Annotated in this window: 12 protein-coding genes; 8 read left to right on the forward strand and 4 right to left on the reverse strand. The window is 71.1% G+C overall.

Annotation, left to right across the window (positions count from 1 at the left end; all coding sequences use genetic code 11):
* Positions 1-183 precede the first annotated feature (183 nt).
* A complete protein-coding gene (locus ACIPSC_RS00005; RefSeq protein ID WP_400821814.1) occupies positions 184-915 on the reverse strand; it encodes a TetR family transcriptional regulator in 732 nt (243 codons plus the stop codon).
* Positions 916-1,088: 173 nt separating this feature from the next.
* Here ACIPSC_RS00005 and ACIPSC_RS00010 point away from each other — a divergent pair, with 173 nt between their 5' ends.
* Positions 1,089-2,693, forward strand: a complete 1,605-nt coding sequence (locus ACIPSC_RS00010) for an MFS transporter (protein ID WP_400821815.1) — start codon at positions 1,089-1,091, stop codon at positions 2,691-2,693.
* A gap of 187 nt (positions 2,694-2,880) precedes the next feature.
* Here ACIPSC_RS00010 and aceE read toward each other — a convergent pair whose 3' ends face one another.
* A complete protein-coding gene (gene aceE / locus ACIPSC_RS00015) occupies positions 2,881-5,631 on the reverse strand; it encodes a pyruvate dehydrogenase (acetyl-transferring), homodimeric type (RefSeq protein WP_400821816.1) in 2,751 nt (916 codons plus the stop codon).
* Between the two features lie 517 nt (positions 5,632-6,148).
* Here aceE and ACIPSC_RS00020 point away from each other — a divergent pair.
* The 5 genes from ACIPSC_RS00020 to ACIPSC_RS00040 all read left to right on the forward strand — a co-directional run bounded on the left by ACIPSC_RS00020 (position 6,149) and on the right by ACIPSC_RS00040 (position 10,067).
* Positions 6,149-6,586, forward strand: a complete 438-nt coding sequence (locus ACIPSC_RS00020) for a DUF3052 domain-containing protein (RefSeq protein WP_400821817.1) — start codon at positions 6,149-6,151, stop codon at positions 6,584-6,586.
* 231 nt (positions 6,587-6,817) lie between these two features.
* Positions 6,818-7,276, forward strand: coding sequence for a peroxiredoxin (locus tag ACIPSC_RS00025; RefSeq protein WP_400821818.1), 459 nt, complete (start codon positions 6,818-6,820; stop codon positions 7,274-7,276).
* A gap of 260 nt (positions 7,277-7,536) precedes the next feature.
* Positions 7,537-8,112 carry a TerD family protein gene (locus ACIPSC_RS00030; protein WP_400821819.1) on the forward strand — a complete coding sequence of 192 codons (576 nt, stop codon included), beginning with the start codon at positions 7,537-7,539 and terminating at the stop codon, positions 8,110-8,112.
* A 212-nt stretch (positions 8,113-8,324) separates the two neighbouring features.
* A complete protein-coding gene (locus tag ACIPSC_RS00035) occupies positions 8,325-8,900 on the forward strand; it encodes a TerD family protein (RefSeq protein ID WP_400821820.1) in 576 nt (191 codons plus the stop codon).
* Positions 8,901-8,960: 60 nt separating this feature from the next.
* On the forward strand, positions 8,961-10,067 hold the full coding sequence (locus ACIPSC_RS00040; RefSeq protein ID WP_400821821.1) for a DUF475 domain-containing protein: 1,107 nt from the start codon (positions 8,961-8,963) through the stop codon (positions 10,065-10,067).
* Positions 10,068-10,166: 99 nt separating this feature from the next.
* On the opposite strand, the gene ACIPSC_RS00045 is transcribed toward ACIPSC_RS00040, so the two are convergent.
* A complete protein-coding gene (locus ACIPSC_RS00045) occupies positions 10,167-11,363 on the reverse strand; it encodes a DUF2637 domain-containing protein (protein ID WP_400821822.1) in 1,197 nt (398 codons plus the stop codon).
* A gap of 444 nt (positions 11,364-11,807) precedes the next feature.
* Between ACIPSC_RS00045 and ACIPSC_RS00050 the strand changes: the two genes are divergently transcribed.
* Entirely contained in the window at positions 11,808-12,533 is a 726-nt protein-coding gene (locus tag ACIPSC_RS00050) for a Tellurium resistance (RefSeq protein WP_400821824.1), read from the forward strand.
* 94 nt (positions 12,534-12,627) lie between these two features.
* On the opposite strand, the gene ACIPSC_RS00055 is transcribed toward ACIPSC_RS00050, so the two are convergent.
* Positions 12,628-13,812, reverse strand: a complete 1,185-nt coding sequence (locus ACIPSC_RS00055; protein ID WP_400821825.1) for a TerD family protein — start codon at positions 13,810-13,812, stop codon at positions 12,628-12,630.
* A 532-nt stretch (positions 13,813-14,344) separates the two neighbouring features.
* Here ACIPSC_RS00055 and ACIPSC_RS00060 point away from each other — a divergent pair.
* The gene (locus ACIPSC_RS00060) at positions 14,345-15,670 is read left to right on the forward strand and encodes an HpcH/HpaI aldolase/citrate lyase family protein (protein ID WP_400821827.1); all 1,326 of its coding nucleotides are present in this window, start codon (positions 14,345-14,347) and stop codon (positions 15,668-15,670) included.
* Positions 15,671-15,755: the final 85 nt, after the last annotated feature.

Raw genomic sequence — 15,755 nt, forward strand, 5'->3', positions numbered from 1 at the left:
GGGGGGGGGGGGGGGGGGGGGGGCGCGGGGGGGGGGGGGGGGGCCCGGCGCGGCCCCCCCCCCCCCCCCCCCCCCCCCCCCACGCCCCGTCATCCCCCGCCCGGTGGGCGGCTGTTCAGGCCACGCCCGGTGCGGACCTGCGCCCCGCAGGCGCGCCGGGTCGTACGGGAGGTGGTGCGCCGGTCAGGCCGGGCGGCGCCAGTCGCCGGCCAGGGCGGGCCCCAGCTGGTCGAAGTAACGGCCGATCAGGGCGATCATGCCCTCCGGGCCGGACTCCTCCTGGTCGGCGTTCCAGGACAGGTGGGCGGCGCGCAGCACGCTGCCGAAGACGGCCGCGATCACGGTCGGGCGCAGGTCCTCGGCCGGGTCGAGCCCCTCGCGGGCCGCGATCAGCCCGGCCACCACCCGCTCCTGCTCGGCGGCCCGGCGCAGGTGGGCGGCGAGCAGGGTGGGGGTGTCCTCGATGATCTGCAGCAGCTCCAGCGCGCTGGTGACCGAGCCGGGGCCGGTCCGGTGCTCGGCGCCGAGATCGCGCCAGGACTCGACGATCGCCGCACGCATGGCCTGCAGCGGGTTCTCCTCGGCGGGGCGCCGGCGCAGCCGGTCGATGAAGTAGTCCTCCGCGATGGCCAGGACGGCGAGTGCGACCTCGTCCTTGTTGGCGAAGTAGCGGAAGAAGGTGCGCTGCGAGATGTCGACGGCGGAGGCGATCTCGTCGACCGTCGTCTGCGCGAACCCCTGGCTGAGGAAGAGCCGGTGGGCGGCCTCGATCAGCGCCGCCCTGGTCCGCTGCTTCTTTCGCTCGCGCAGGCCGGGGCCGGTGCCGCCGGTGGCGGCTGCAGTGTCGGCGGGCGGGAGCTGAGCGGCCATGGCGGGGGCCTTCCGGGCGGTGGTGCGGGTGGGGTGCAGGAGCACCACTGTAGCGTCCTGACAAATGTCAGTTCGGGCCAGAAGTCAGTAGTTGCCGAATGGCAGAGGCTGACATAATCTTCCCGGGGTGGCGCCCGCGGGCCGGGTAACTCGTGGGGACGGGTGGGCCGGGGCGCCACGCCCATGCCTGTCCGCCGCATCGCCCCGGAGAGCCCCAGATGAGCCAGTCCGTCGTCAAGAACGCCGGGGCGGACGTCCCGCCGCAGCGCAGGACCCCGCCCGGGAGAAGCCTTCAGGGCCACCCCTGGCTGACCCTGCTGACCGTCGCCGTCGGCGTGATGATGGTCGCCCTGGACGGCACGATCGTCGCGATCGCCAACCCGGTGATCCAGGAGAAGCTGCACGCCGCGCCCTCCGAGATCCAGTGGGTGACCAGCGGCTACCTGCTGGCCCTCGCGGTCTTCCTGATCACCGCGGGCAAGATCGGCGACCGGTTCGGCCACAAGTCGACCTTCCTGGTCGGCGCGGTCGGCTTCGCCGCCACCTCGGCCGCGATCGGCTTCGCCGGCAACATCGAGATGGTGATCGCCTTCCGGGTCCTCCAGGGCCTGTTCGGCGCGCTGCTCCAGCCGGCCGCGCTCGGCCTGCTGCGCGGGGCGTTCCCGGTGGAGAAGCTCAACATGGCCATCGGCATCTGGGGCGGCGTGATCGGCGCCTCCACCGCGGCCGGGCCGATCGTCGGCGGCCTGCTGGTCGAGCACGTCAACTGGGAGTCGGTGTTCTTCATCAACATCCCGGTCGGCCTGGCCGCCCTCGCCCTCGGCATCTGGGTCCTCAAGGACGTCCGGGCCGAGAACGCGGCCAAGTCCTTCGACCTCCCCGGCATCGCGCTGCTCTCGGCGGCGATGTTCGCGCTGGTCTTCGGCATCATCAAGGCGCCGGAGTGGGGCTGGGGCGACGTCTCCACGCTGCTCTTCCTCGGCGGCGCGGCCGTCCTGATGACGGCCTTCGCGCTCTGGCAGCGGGTGGCCCGCGAGCCGCTGATCCCGCTCAGCCTGTTCCGCTCGGTGCCGCTGTCGGCCGGCACCCTGCTGATGGTGCTGATGGCCTTCTCGTTCTTCGGCGCGATCTTCTTCGTGACCTTCTACCTGCAGAACGTGCACGGGATGTCGCCGGTCTCGGCCGGCGTCCACCTGCTCCCGATGACCGGCATGATGATCGTCGGCTCGCCGCTGGCCGGTCTGGCCATCGGCAAGCTCGGCCCGCGCATCCCGATCGTGACCGGCATGCTGCTCACCACCGTGGCGATGTTCGGCATGTCCACCCTGGACACCGGCTCCGGCACCGGCGTGATGTCGCTCTGGTTCGTCCTGATGGGCCTGGGCATCAGCCCGGTCATCGTCGGCGCCACCGAGGTCATCGTCGGCAACGCCCCGCTGGAGCTGTCCGGCGTGGCCGGCGGCGTGCAGCAGGCCGCGATGCAGGTCGGCGGCAGCCTGGGCACCGCCGTGCTCGGCGCGCTGATGGCCGCCAAGGTCACCGACGTGCTGCCGGGCAACTGGGCCAAGGCGGGTCTGCCGCCGGTCGAGGGCGCCCACGCCGAGGGCCTCAACCAGGCCGCCCAGCTCGGCATCGCCCCGCCGGCCCCGGCCGGCACCCCGCAGCAGGCGGTCGACGCGATGGCCTCCGCCGTCCACGACTCCTTCGTCAGCGGCATGTCGCTCGCCTTCGCGGTCGCCGCCGTGGTGGCCTTCGGCGCGGCCCTGCTCGGCCTGCTCACCCGCCGCGGCACCACCGACGCGGGCCCGGCCGTCCACATCTGACCCGGGGCCGTCCCCGGACTCCCCGGGCGCCACGAGCGCGGCCCCGGACCCGGCAGGGTCCGGGGCCATCGTCGTCCCCGGGGCGGGCCCCGGCGGCGGGGCGGGTCCGCCTCTGGGGCGGGTCCGGGAACGGCGAAGGGCCGGACCTCCGTGGGGGAGGTCCGGCCCCTCAGTGCCTACCGGCCGATCAGGCGTCGCCGCCGGCGGCGCCCGGGTCGGCGGCCGCCACGTCCAGCAGCTGGTAGCGGTCGATCGCGTCCTTCAGGGCGCTGCGGTCGATCTTGCCCTGCTTGGCGAGCTCGGTGAGCACCGCCAGGACGACCGACTGCGCGTCGATGTGGAAGTAGCGACGGGCCGCACCGCGGGTGTCGGCGAAGCCGAAGCCGTCGGCGCCCAGCGACTGGTACTGGCCCGGCACCCAGCGCGAGATCTGGTCCGGCACCGCGCGCATCCAGTCGGAGACGGCGACGAACGGGCCCTCGGCGCCCTGGAGCTTCTGGGTCACGTACGGGACGCGCTCCTGCTCCTCGGGGTGCAGCAGGTTGAACTCCTCGGCCTCCACCGCGTCGCGGCGCAGCTCGTTCCAGGAGGTCGCGGACCAGACGTCGGCCTTGACGTTCCACTCCTCGGCGAGGATGCGCTGGGCCTCCAGGGCCCACGGCACCGCCACGCCGGAGGCGAGGATCTGGGCCGGGATCTGGCCGGCGGTGCCGGGCGCGTACCGGTGCAGACCCTTGAGGATGCCCTCGACGTCCACGTTCTCCGGCTCGGCCGGCATCTTGATCGGCTCGTTGTAGACGGTGAGGTAGTAGAACACGTCCTCGCCGTGCGGGTGCTGCTCGCTGGAGCCGTACATCCGCCGCAGACCGTCCTGGACGATGTGCGCGATCTCGAAGCCGTACGCCGGGTCGTACGCGACGACGCCGGGGTTGGTCGAGGCCAGCAGGTGCGAGTGGCCGTCGGCGTGCTGCAGGCCCTCACCGGTCAGCGTGGTCCGGCCGGCGGTGGCGCCGAGCACGAAGCCGCGGGCCAGCTGGTCGGCCATCTGCCAGAACTGGTCGCCGGTGCGCTGGAACCCGAACATCGAGTAGAAGACGTACACCGGGATCAGCGGCTCGCCGTGGGTGGCGTAGGACGAGCCCGCGGCGATCAGCGAGGCGGTGCAGCCCGCCTCGGAGATGCCGTCGTGCAGCATCTGGCCGGTCGGGGACTCCTTGTACGCCAGCAGCAGCTCGCGGTCGACCGACTCGTAGGTCTGGCCGAGCGGGTTGTAGATCTTCGCCGACGGGAACAGCGAGTCCATGCCGAAGGTGCGGTACTCGTCCGGGGCGATCGGCACGAAGCGGTTGCCGATGCCCTTGTCGCGCATGAGGTCCTTGAGCAGCCGGACGAACGCCATGGTGGTGGCGATGGTCTGGTTGCCGGAGCCCTTCTTGACCGCCTTGTACGCGTCGTCGCCCGGCAGCTCCAGCTTGCGCGGCCGCACCTTGCGGGTCGGCACGTAGCCGCCCAGCTCCTGGCGGCGGTCGTGCATGTACTGGATCTCTTCGGAGTTGCGGCCCGGGTGGTAGTAGGGCGGGTAGCCCTCTTCGAGCTGCTTGTCCGTGATCGGCAGGTGCAGGCGGTCGCGGAAGCGCTTGAGGTCCTCGACCGTCAGCTTCTTCATCTGGTGGGTCGCGTTGCGGCCCTCGAAGTTCGGGCCGAGGGTCCAGCCCTTGACCGTCTGCGCGAGGATGACCGTCGGCTGGCCCTTGTGCTCGCGGGCCGCCTTGAACGCCGCGTAGATCTTGGCGTGGTCGTGGCCGCCGCGACCCAGGTGCTGGATCTGCTGGTCGGTCATGCTCTCGACCATCTTGCGCAGCCGCAGGTCGCCGCCGAAGAAGTGCTCGCGGATGTACGAGCCGGTCTCGGTCGCGTAGGTCTGGAACTGGCCGTCCACCGTGGTGTTCAGCTTGTTCACCAGGACGCCGTCGCGGTCCTGCGCGAGCAGCGGGTCCCAGCTGCGGTCCCAGATCAGCTTGATCACGTTCCAGCCGGCACCCCGGAACTGGGACTCCAGCTCCTGGATGATCTTGCCGTTGCCGCGGACCGGGCCGTCGAGGCGCTGCAGGTTGCAGTTGACCACGAAGGTCAGGTTGTCCAGGCCCTCGCGCGCGGCGAGCGACAGCTGGCCGAGCGACTCGGGCTCGTCCATCTCGCCGTCGCCGAGGAAGGCGTAGACCTGCGAGTCGGAGGTGTCCTTGATGCCCCGGTGCTCCAGGTAGCGGTTCATCCGGGCCTGGTAGATCGCGCCGAGCGGGCCGAGGCCCATCGAGACGGTCGGGAACTCCCAGAAGTCCGGCATCAGCCGCGGGTGCGGGTAGCTGGAGAGGCCGTACGGGAACTTCGACTTCTCCTGGCGGAATGCGTCGAGCTGCTGCTCGGTCAGCCGGTCCAGGAGGAACGCGCGGGCGTAGATGCCGGGGGAGGCGTGACCCTGGAAGAAGATCTGGTCGCCCGACTCGCCCTCGGCGTCCTTGCCGCGGAAGAAGTAGTTGAAGCCGACGTCGTAGAGCGACGCCGAGGAGGCGAAGGTGGCGATGTGGCCACCCACGCCGATGCCCGGGCGCTGGGCGCGCGAGACCATGACGGCCGCGTTCCAGCGGGTCGCGTTGAGGACCTTGCGCTCGATCTCCTCGTTGCCGGGGAAGAAGGGCTCGTCCTTGGTGGCGATGGTGTTGACGTAGTCCGTGCTGCGCATCTCGGGCACGGCGACACGCTTCTCGCGGGCGCGCTCGATCAGGCGGAGCATCAGGTAGCGGGCGCGCTCGCGCCCCCGCTCGTCGATGGCCGCGTCAAGCGACTCCAGCCATTCCGCGGTCTCCTCGGGATCGAAGTCCGGGACCTGACTCGGAAGGCCGCCAATGATGATCGGGTTGCGATCGGATCCGGAAGCCACGCTGTTCCTTCACTGTCGGTCGAAACTTAGGTGTGTCGCGCCGCCTCCATCGTGCTACCGCGCTCGGAGATCCGTCATCTCTACCGATCGGTAACCGTTCCGCCTGGTGGGCGGTACGGTCTGGCGGTGTGCGGAGCGGGCGCTGTTGCCGGCTCCGTGCACCGCCGGGTGTTACGAAAAGAGGTGGTCCGACCTGGTTGCCCGTCCGCCCGATGGCGGGCGGTCGGGGTGAGGGCCAACAGGAGACTCTACGCCCGCGCACGCGCGGACCCCGAATGCCGTTCGCATCTCGGGCACGCGTACGGCCTGCGGACCTGGACCACCCGAAGCATCCTTGTCCTACGCAGAGAAGGGCAAATCGGTGTGATTCGCGACACCTCCCACGGCGTGTCCCGGTGCGACACGTCAACCTTTGGAGGGGATCGGGGGTCGGGTACTTGCGCGAACCGCCGCGCCCGTGTGGACTACGGCCACAGCCTCGGCATGGATGCCGAGCCGAATACTGGAGGTTATTCCCGTGAGCGCGACCGCGGATCCCGCGGACAAGTCCAACCCGGCGCACCGTCTCGGTTTCGAGAAGGACCAGATCATCCAGGAGCTGGGTTACGACGACGACACTGACCAGGAACTCCGCGAGGGCATCGAGGAGCTCACCGGGACGGATCTCGTCGACGAGGACTACGACGACGTCGCCGACGCCGTCCTGCTGTGGCACCGCGACGACGACGGGGATCTGACCGACGCCCTCGTCGACGCCCTGGAATACCTGGCCGAGGGCGGCCTGATCTGGCTGCTGACGCCCAAGACCGGCCGTGACGGCCACATCGAGGCCTCCGACATCGCCGATGCGGCCCGTACCGCCGGCCTCTCGCAGACCAGCTCGATCGCCGTCGCCAAGGACTGGGCCGCGACCCGCCTGGCGACCAAGGCGGCCACCAAGGGCGGCAAGCGCTGAACGCCCCCTGACGCCGTTCGGACCGGGCCCCGCTGGAGCTTCCTCCAGCGGGGCCCGGCCGTTTCGGCGCCCGGGCTGGAGCCCCTGCCGGGGGCGGCGTTCGCCCAGGGCGAAAACGGCCGTTCCGGACACCGGCGGCCTCACCCGTCCGGCCGAATCGGCACCGACGAATGCGAGGATGGCGCTCGTCGCGCCCGCCGCGCGGCCCTGTCGCGTCAGAAAGGTCCCACCATGGCCATCGAGATCGGTACCGAGGCTCCGGACTTCGAGCTGAAGAACCAGCACGGCGAGCTGGTCAAGCTCTCCGACTTCCGGGGCGAGAAGAACGTCGTCCTGGTCTTCTACCCGTTCTCGTTCACCGGTGTCTGCACCGGCGAGGTCTGCGCGATCCAGAAGGAGCTGCCGCGTCTGCAGAACGACGAGGTGCAGGTGCTCGGCGTCTCCAACGACTCGCCCTTCACCCAGCGCATCTTCGCCGAGCAGGAGGGCCTGGACTTCCCGCTGCTCTCCGACTTCTGGCCGCACGGCGAGGTCTCCCGCGCCTACGGCGTCTTCAACGAGGAGAAGGGCTGCGCCGTGCGCGGCACCTTCGTGATCGACAAGGCCGGCGTGGTCCGCTGGAGCGTCGTGAACGACCTGCCGGACGCCCGCGACGAGCAGGAGTACCTGAAGGTCGTCGGCGCGCTCTGACGCACCCGGGGGCGCTCGGCGCCCCGCGCGCGACCCCTGCGTACGACCCCGCGCACACCTTCGTGCACGATCGTGCGGGACCCCGCGGGCCCGGCTCGGCGAGATTCGAACAGCCACGCCGGGCCCGTTCCCTGCCCAGGACGGGAACCCGGCACTACGATCGGTCCGTTGGCTGGTCAGAGGCCCGGGGGCAACCGCCTCCGACGCCTTGAACCGCACCACGGGGGCACCAGGGGTGCCTCCCGATTCTTGGAGGACAAGTGGGTGTCAGCCTGAGCAAGGGCGGCAATGTCTCGCTCACCAAGGAGGCCCCCGGCCTGACCGCCGTGGTCGTCGGCCTTGGCTGGGACGTCCGTACCACCACCGGCACGGACTTCGACCTGGACGCCAGCGCCCTGCTCTGCAACGACCAGGGCAAGGTCGGCACGGACGGCAACTTCGTCTTCTTCAACAACCTGAAGAGCCCCGACGGCTCGGTCGAGCACACCGGCGACAACCTCACCGGTGAGGGCGAGGGTGACGACGAGCAGATCAAGGTCAGCCTGGCCACCGTGCCGGCCGACGTGTCCAAGATCGTCTTTCCGGTGTCCATCTACGACGCCGAGAACCGGTCCCAGAACTTCGGCCAGGTCCGCAACGCGTTCATCCGCGTGGTCAACCAGGCCGACAACAAGGAGCTGGCCCGGTACGACCTCTCCGAGGACGCCTCGACCGAGACCGCGATGGTCTTCGGCGAGCTGTACCGCAACGGCGCCGAGTGGAAGTTCCGTGCCATCGGCCAGGGCTACGCCTCCGGCCTGCGCGGCATCGCCCAGGACTTCGGCGTCAACGTCTGAGTCGCGGACGGGGCCCGGCGGGCCTGAGGCAGTACCAGCGGGCCGGGGCGGCCGCGGACGTGACGCGTCCGTGGCCGCCCCGGCTTCGTGCTGTCCCGGCGCACTGGAAGGATAGGAGTTCAGGAAGTTCAGCCGGCCGGACGAGGCCGGACGGGGCCGCGGGGGAATAGACCTTGAGATGCGCCCCGGGAGGAATGGGAGGAAGGACAGCCATGAGTGTCACGCTCGCCAAGGGTGGAAACGTCTCGCTGACCAAGGCCGCGCCGAACCTGACGCAGGTGCAGATCGGCCTCGGCTGGGACGCCCGCTCGACCACCGGTGCGCCGTTCGACCTCGACGCCAGCGCGCTGCTCTGCTCGGGAGGGCGGGTGCTCGGCGACGAGTACTTCGTCTTCTACAACAACCTGAAGAGCCCCGAGGGGTCGGTCGAGCACCAGGGCGACAACCTCACCGGCGACGGCGAGGGCGACGACGAGGTCGTGCTGGTCAACCTTGACCTCGTCCCGCCGCAGGTGGACAAGGTCGTGTTCCCGGTGTCGATCTACGACGCCGAGTCGCGGCTGCAGAACTTCGGCCAGGTGCGCAACGCCTACATCCGGGTGGTCAACTCCCTGGACGGTCAGGAGATCGCGCGTTACGACCTGACCGAGGACGCCTCCAGCGAGACCGCGATGATCTTCGGCGAGCTGTACCGATACGCGGGCGAGTGGAAGTTCCGTGCGGTGGGCCAGGGTTACGCCTCGGGCCTGCGCGGCATTGCCCTGGATTTCGGCGTAAACGTACAGTAAAGGCCCGCGACACGCAGTCGTCGTGTTCCGCGCCATGAACTCGAAAGGTAACCAAGTCCCGTGTTCCTCCGCACATTCGGCTGGTCATTCGCGATCACCGTCATCGGGCTGATCGCAGCCGGCCTGCTCTGGGGAGCCGAGGGATTCGGCATTGTGCTGATCCTCTCCATCCTGGAGATCTCCCTGTCGTTCGACAACGCGGTGGTCAACGCCACGGTGTTGAAGCGGATGAACCCGTACTGGCAGAAGATCTTCCTCACCGTCGGTGTGCTGATCGCCGTCTTCGGCATGCGGCTGATCTTCCCGCTGCTGGTCGTCGGCCTCACCGCGCACCTCAACCCGGCCACCGTCATCGACCTGGCGCTGCACTCGGACAAGACGTACGAGGGCATGACGTACGCCCAGTACCTGGAGGCGGCCAACCCGGCGATCGCGGCCTTCGGCGGCGTCTTCCTGCTGATGATCTTCCTCGACTTCATCTTCGAGGAGAAGGACTACAACTGGCTGGCCTGGATCGAGCGGCCGCTGGAGAAGGTCGGCAAGCTGGAGGCGTTCTCGACGGTCGTCGCGCTGGTCACCCTGCTCCTGGCGTCGAACTTCTTCGCCGGTGAGCACGCCGAGACCGTGCTGCTGGCCGGTGTGCTCGGCCTGGTCACCTACCTCTCCGTGAACGGACTCGCCTCGATCTTCGAGGCAGGCCTGGAGGAGGAGGCCGAGAAGGAGGAGGAGGAAGAGAAGGCCGGGAAGTCCATCGTCCAGGTGGGCGGCAAGGCCGCGTTCTTCCTCTTCATGTACCTGGAGGTCCTGGACGCGTCGTTCTCCTTCGACGGCGTGGTCGGCGCGTTCGCCATCTCCAGCGACATCTTCCAGATCACCCTGGGTCTCGGCATCGGCGCGATGTACATCCGCTCGCTGACCGTCTTCCTGGTCCGCAAGGGCACCCTGGACGACTACGTGTACCTGGAGCACGGTGCGCACTACGCGATCGGTGCGCTCGCGGTGATCCTGATGGTCGGCATCGAGTACCACATCCCGGAGATCGTCACCGGCCTGATCGGCGTCGCGTTCATCGGTCTTGCGCTCGGCTCGTCCATCCTGCGCAACCGCCGCGCGGCCGCCGAGGGCGGCGACGGCGAGGAGCAGGAGCTGGTGAGCTCCAACAAGTAGGCGCCCCGGCGCAGACACGAACGGCCCGCCCCCCTGCGAGAGGGGGCGGGCCGTTCGGCGTTCCGGGGTGTTCCGGCGGCGGGGTGGCCGGGGGTGCGGTCAGCCGAGCTGCTGCTCGATGGCGCGCAGCTTGCGCTCCAGCGAGTCCAGCTTGGGCATCGACAGGGTGTCGTCGTCGGCCGTCAGGTCGACGGTCGAGCTGCGGTAGGACGAGGACGAGGAGCTGCTGCGGTAGGAGGGCTCCTCGGAGGTCCCGAGCGAGGACGAGCCGTACGACGACGAGCCGAGCGATGACGAGCCGAGGGCGGAGGAGCCGAACGAGGTGCCGACGGCGGCCCGCGGACGGCGGCCGGCCTCCAGGGCACTGCGCGGGGCCGGATCCAGCGAGGAGGCGGCGTTCTGGGAGGTGGTGGCGTCCGCTCCGGCGGCTAGGGCAGGCTCCGTAGCGCTCGGGCCGTCTCCGGCGGCGGTGAGAGCAGGCACCTGGCGGCCGCCGCGGGCCCGGGCGAGCATGCCGCCCTGGCGGGCGATGGCCTTGAGCTCGGCGCGCTCGCGGCGGTCGGCGGTCCGGGCGCGCATCTTGGCGTCCAGCTTCGCCTGGCGCTCCTCGCGCACCTCCTCGACGGCCTCGTCCAGGCTGCGGACGTTCTCCAGCAGCATCAGCGACCAGGCGGCGTAGGTCTCGCGGGGGGCGCGCATCCAGCGCACGATCCGGATCTGCGGCAGCGGGCGCGGCACCAGGCCCTGCTCGCGCAGGGCGGCCTTTCGGGTCTGCTTCAGCGCGCGGTCGAACAGGATCGCGGCCGAGATCGACATGCCGGAGAAGAACTGCGGGGCGCCGTCGTGCGACACGCCGCGCGGGGCGTGCACCCAGTTGAACCAGGCCGAGGCGATCGCGAACACCCAGACCAGCAGGCGCGAGCCGAGCGCCGCGTCACCGTGGCTGGCCTCGCGCACGGCGAGCACCGAGCAGAACATCGCCGCGCCGTCCAGGCCGAACGGGACGAGGTACTCCCAGCCGTTGGAAAGGCCGAGGTTCTCCTTGCCGAAGCCCACCAGGCCGTGGAACGACAGCGCGGCCGCGACGCCGGCGCAGCAGAACAGCAGGACGTAGGAGGAGATCCCGTAGATCATCTCCTTGCGCCGGCGGCGCTCCTCGCTGCGCTCCCAGGAGTCGCCGGGCTCCTCGGTCTTGCTGTTGTTCTTGAAGCGCAGCGTCGCCACCAGGATGGCGGTGAACAGCAGGGCTGCGCCGCCGATGACGGTCCAGACCAGCTGTATGGAGGTCAGGTTCATTGCGGGTCGGGCCTCGGGTTTCCGCAGGGGACAGGTCACAGTGCGACACGAAAGGACAGGACCCCTCCCCGGAACGGGGCCTGACGGTGCGTCGCTGCTGCCGGTGCGCCCTCCGCACCCCTGGACGGGGGCGGGCGGGACACCTGTGCGGCAAGACGATATCGCGTCCGAGGGGGCGGCATGTTACGGGAGGGGAGCTTCGGCCCGCCAATCGACTCGCCGACGGGGGTGGCGGTACCCTGCCGCGGCCCTTGCGCATCCCTGCCACGGCCCTGCGGCGGCTCCTCGGCGTCGCCCGGTCTCGCCCGGTCTCGCCCGGTCTCGCTCGGCGGTGTCCCGGGTGCCGGGGTGGGTAGGGAGTTCGGTACCCGGCGGGCGCGGTGATGCCCGATCATGGAACGGCGGACCGTCAGACCGCCTGGCGGCCCCTGGGGGAGGACTGGGATGGCCTCGATTTGGGAGTACCTGCGCGGGGAGCGGAACACGCTCGACCCGGGCGGGCAGTACAAGGTCACGCTCACCAAGTCCACCCCGCAGCACGCGATCACCGGGGCCGCGGCCACCACCGGCTACCTCTACGTCAATCTGCACTGGACCAACCGGATAGAGGCCCCGCGCGCGTCCGGCCGGGACGCGCTGCGGCGGTTCTTCAACCCGCGGATCCTCAGCCCGATGGAGCCGGACGCGCAGCACGCCCAGGTGAACGTGGACCTCGACCTGGCCTGCATGTACGAACTGGCCGACGGCAGCCGCGGTGTCGTCCAGCCGCTCGGCGGCTACTTCGGCGACCTGCAGCGTGCGCCCTACGTCAAGCTGAGCGGGGACGACCAGTACGGGGCGCCGTCCGGCGAGACGATGTACGTCAACCTGGAGAAGAAGGACCAGTTCAAACGGCTGCTGATCTTCGTCTACATCTACGACGGCACGCCGGCGTTCGAGCAGGCCAACGCGGTGGTGACGATCGTGCCGCAGACCGGTCCGCGGATCGAGATCAAGCTGGAGGAACGGGCCCACGCCGCGCGCTCCTGCGCCGTGGTGCTGATCGAGAACACCGGGGACAACACGCTCACGGTGCGCCGCGAGGTGCGGTACGTGAACGGGTTCCAGGCAGACATCGACCGGCTGTACGGCTTCGGGATGCAGTGGCAGCGGGGGTACAAGAGCAGCTGACCGGCCGGCCGCCGGTGGGTTCTCCGGCGGTCGGCGGGGTCTTCCGGCGGCCCCGGTGCGGTGGGGCCGGTGGGTCCTCCGGCGGTCGGGCGGCTCAGCGGGGCTGGAACTGCGGGCCCTGCGGCGGCAGCGCGAACTCCTCGGTGCCGGCCGGATGCTGCCCCTGCCCCTGTCCCTGCCCCTGGTGCTGCGGGGGCTGGTGCTGCGGCTGCGGCGCGGTGGTGGTCGGCTGGGGGTAGCCGTAGCCGCCCTGCTGCGGAGGCTGCTGCGGCTGCTGGTGCGGGTAGCCGTAACCGCCCTGCTGCTGGGGGTGCTGCTGCTGGGCGTGCTGCGGCTGGGGGTAGGGCTGGTTCGGCGCCGCCGGCTGGGGGTAGCCGTAGCCGCCCTGCTGTGGAGGCTGCTGCGGCTGCTGGTGCGGGTAGCCGTAACCGCCCTGCTGCTGGGCGTGCTGCGGCTGCGGGTAGCCGTACCCCGGCCGGGTGTTCGGGGGCGCCGGCGGGGCGGGCGGCAGCGTGGGCGGCGGCGGGGGAGTGTTGGCGGGGACGCCCGCGGTCGGTGCGGTGGTGGGCGGCGCGGGCGGCTGGGGCGCGGCGGGCAGCGGGACGGCCGGGGCCAGGGTGTAGGTGCCGGGCTCCGGGCGAGGGGTGGGGCGGGGGTCCGGCAGCGCGGTTCGCGGGTCCACCGCCGGGGCGGCCGGAGCGGCGGAGCCGGCGCCCGTCCCGGCGCTCGCCTCGTCCTCGACGGTGATGCCGAAGTCGGTGGCCAGACCGATCAGGCCCGAGGCGTACCCCTGGCCGACGGCCCGGAACTTCCAGACCCCGGAGCGGCGGTAGAGCTCGCCCGCGACCAGCGCGGTCACCTCGTCGGCCTCCGGCATGGCGAACTCGGCGAGCGCGGGTGCGCCCTCGCCGCCGGCGGCGTCGTAGAGCAGGACCCGCAGGCCGGTCACCGAGCGGAACGAACCGCCCTCGGAGGAGCCCGCCAGCACCACCCGGTCGACGTCGAGCGGCAGCTTGCCGAGCTCGGCCTCGACGGTGTCGGCGATCTCGGCGCCGCCGGCGGTCTGCTGCTTGGGCAGGTGGCGGACCAGGCCGGAGGGGTGCCGCGGCTGGTTGTAGAAGACGAAGTCGGCATCCGAACGGACCCTGCCGTCGGCGCCGAGCAGCAGCGCGGAAGCGTCCACGTCCGGCGCACCGGGCGTGGCGCTCCAGCGCAGCACGGCGCGGACCGCCGCGACCGGCAGTGCGATGTTGGCGCCCTTGGCCATCACGTGCGTCATAGCCGACCATCCTGCCTGTTCGCCACCCCTTCGGACAACGTGACCGAAGGTGGCGAATCGGGGGGACTTTGCCAACACTTGCGCTTTGTGAAGCGGAGGGTAATCTTCCGAGAATTCGATGTTTCGGAACCGCATTCGACCGGAAGTCGTCCGTACGATGGGCGGCCAGAGGCCCCCGGGAGGGGCCGGCAAGGCTTCGGCAAGGGTTCGGCAGGGGGGTAGCAGCAGCGCGTGCCCGGGAACCTCCGCGCCCGGCGAGTCGGTTGAACCTCCGGAGGACCCGCCCGTGCGGGGCGGAATCCGACGGTCCCGTTCCGAGTCCAGCACCACGACACCCCGCCCGACGCCCGCCCGATGCCGCACCGGACCCGTGCCCGATCCGGCGCCCGCCCGCCATGCTGCCAGCCCCGTGCCCGGTCCCGGTACCGCCGGCACCCCGAGCCTCCGTCGAGCCCCCTCCGCCCGTCCGACGAGCCCTTCGCACACCCAGAACCCCGCCGCAGAGGCGGTCGCAACCCCTGAGGAGAGCACCTTGCGCCATTTCGGCCACCTCGCCGACGACGTACGCGGCCGGCTCTTCCTCGAACCGCCCCGCGACTTCTCCCCGGAGAGCGACGCGGCCGTCCTCGCGACCGCGCTCGGCGCCACGCTCTACAGCCCGGCCACCCGGCCGAGCCTGAAGGCGGACATCCGCAAGCAGGCGGCCCGCGGCGTCGTCTCGATGGTGCTCTGCCTGGAGGACTCGATCGCCGACCACGAGGTCACCGGCGCCGAGGCCAACCTGGTCGCGCAGCTCGGCGCACTGTTCGAGGAGGCGGCGGGGGCGGGGGCGCCGGCCGGGGGAACGTCGAGCGGGGCGACGTCGGTCGCGGGGGCGTCGGTCGCGGGAACGTTCGAGGGAACGGTTGCGGAGGGTGGGGGCGCGCGATCGATCGCGAGCGCCGTGGGGGTCGAAACCTCCACCGATTACGCACAGGATCTGCCCCTCCTCTTCATCAGAGTGCGTGCCGCCGCCCAGATCACCGACCTCGCCGAGCGGCTCGGCCCGGCGATCGGTCTGCTGACCGGATTCGTGTTCCCCAAGTTCACCGACGAGAGCGGCGCGGAGTACCTGGAGGCGCTGTCCGCCGCCGAGGCGGCCACCGGGCGCCGGCTGTTCGCGATGCCGGTCCTGGAGTCCCCCGAGCTGGCGCACCTGGAGACCCGCCGCGAGCAGCTGTTCGGCATCGCCGGGCTGCTCGACAAGTACCGCGAGCGCGTCCTCGCCGTCCGGCTCGGCGTGACCGACCTCTGCTCGGCGTACGGCCTGCGCCGCTCGCCCGACCTGACGGCGTACGACGTCGCCCTGGTCGCGGCGGTGATCGGGGACGTGGTGAACGTGCTCGGCCGGGCCGACGGTACCGGGTTCACCGTCACCGGGCCGGTCTGGGAGTACTTCCCGGTCCAGGAGCGGATGTTCAAGCCGCAGCTGCGCCGCACCCCGTTCGCCGAGGCCGAGCCCTCCGGGGAGGCGGTCCGGCAGCGGATCATCGAGCACGACCTGGACGGCCTGATCCGCGAGTTCGAGCTGGACCGGGCCAACGGCCTGCTCGGCAAGACCTGCATCCACCCCAGCCACGTCCCAGCCGTGCACGCCCTCTCGGTGGTCACGCACGAGGAGTACTGCGACGCCCGGGACATCCTCGACCAGGAGCGCGGCGGCGGTGGCGTGCTGCGCTCGGCGTACACCAACAAGATGAACGAGGCCAAGCCGCACCGGGCGTGGGCGGAGCGGGTGCTGCTGCGCGCCGAGGTGTTCGGGGTGGCCAGGGAGGACGTCAGCTTCGCCGAACTGCTCTCGGCCTGCCTCTGCGGCTGAGGCTCCCCGGGTGCCGGGTGCCGGGTGCGGGGTACCGGCTGCCGGGTGGCTGGGGCTTCCGCCGGCACCGCTCGCGCCCCGGGCG

The organism is Kitasatospora sp. NPDC090091 (assembly GCF_044747365.1).
Lineage (GTDB): Bacteria > Actinomycetota > Actinomycetes > Streptomycetales > Streptomycetaceae > Kitasatospora.

What these genes read in the sequence shown, in the direction of transcription:
- ACIPSC_RS00010 (WP_400821815.1), top strand. Translation starts at nt 1,089, where the DNA reads ATGAGCCAGTCCGTCGTCAAGAACGCCGGGGCGGACGTCCCGCCGCAG.
- ACIPSC_RS00025 (WP_400821818.1), top strand. Translation starts at nt 6,818, where the DNA reads ATGGCCATCGAGATCGGTACCGAGGCTCCGGACTTCGAGCTGAAGAAC.
- ACIPSC_RS00035 (WP_400821820.1), top strand. Translation starts at nt 8,325, where the DNA reads ATGAGTGTCACGCTCGCCAAGGGTGGAAACGTCTCGCTGACCAAGGCC.
- ACIPSC_RS00045 (WP_400821822.1), bottom strand. Translation starts at nt 11,363, where the DNA reads ATGAACCTGACCTCCATACAGCTGGTCTGGACCGTCATCGGCGGCGCA.
- ACIPSC_RS00050 (WP_400821824.1), top strand. Translation starts at nt 11,808, where the DNA reads ATGGCCTCGATTTGGGAGTACCTGCGCGGGGAGCGGAACACGCTCGAC.
- ACIPSC_RS00055 (WP_400821825.1), bottom strand. Translation starts at nt 13,812, where the DNA reads ATGACGCACGTGATGGCCAAGGGCGCCAACATCGCACTGCCGGTCGCG.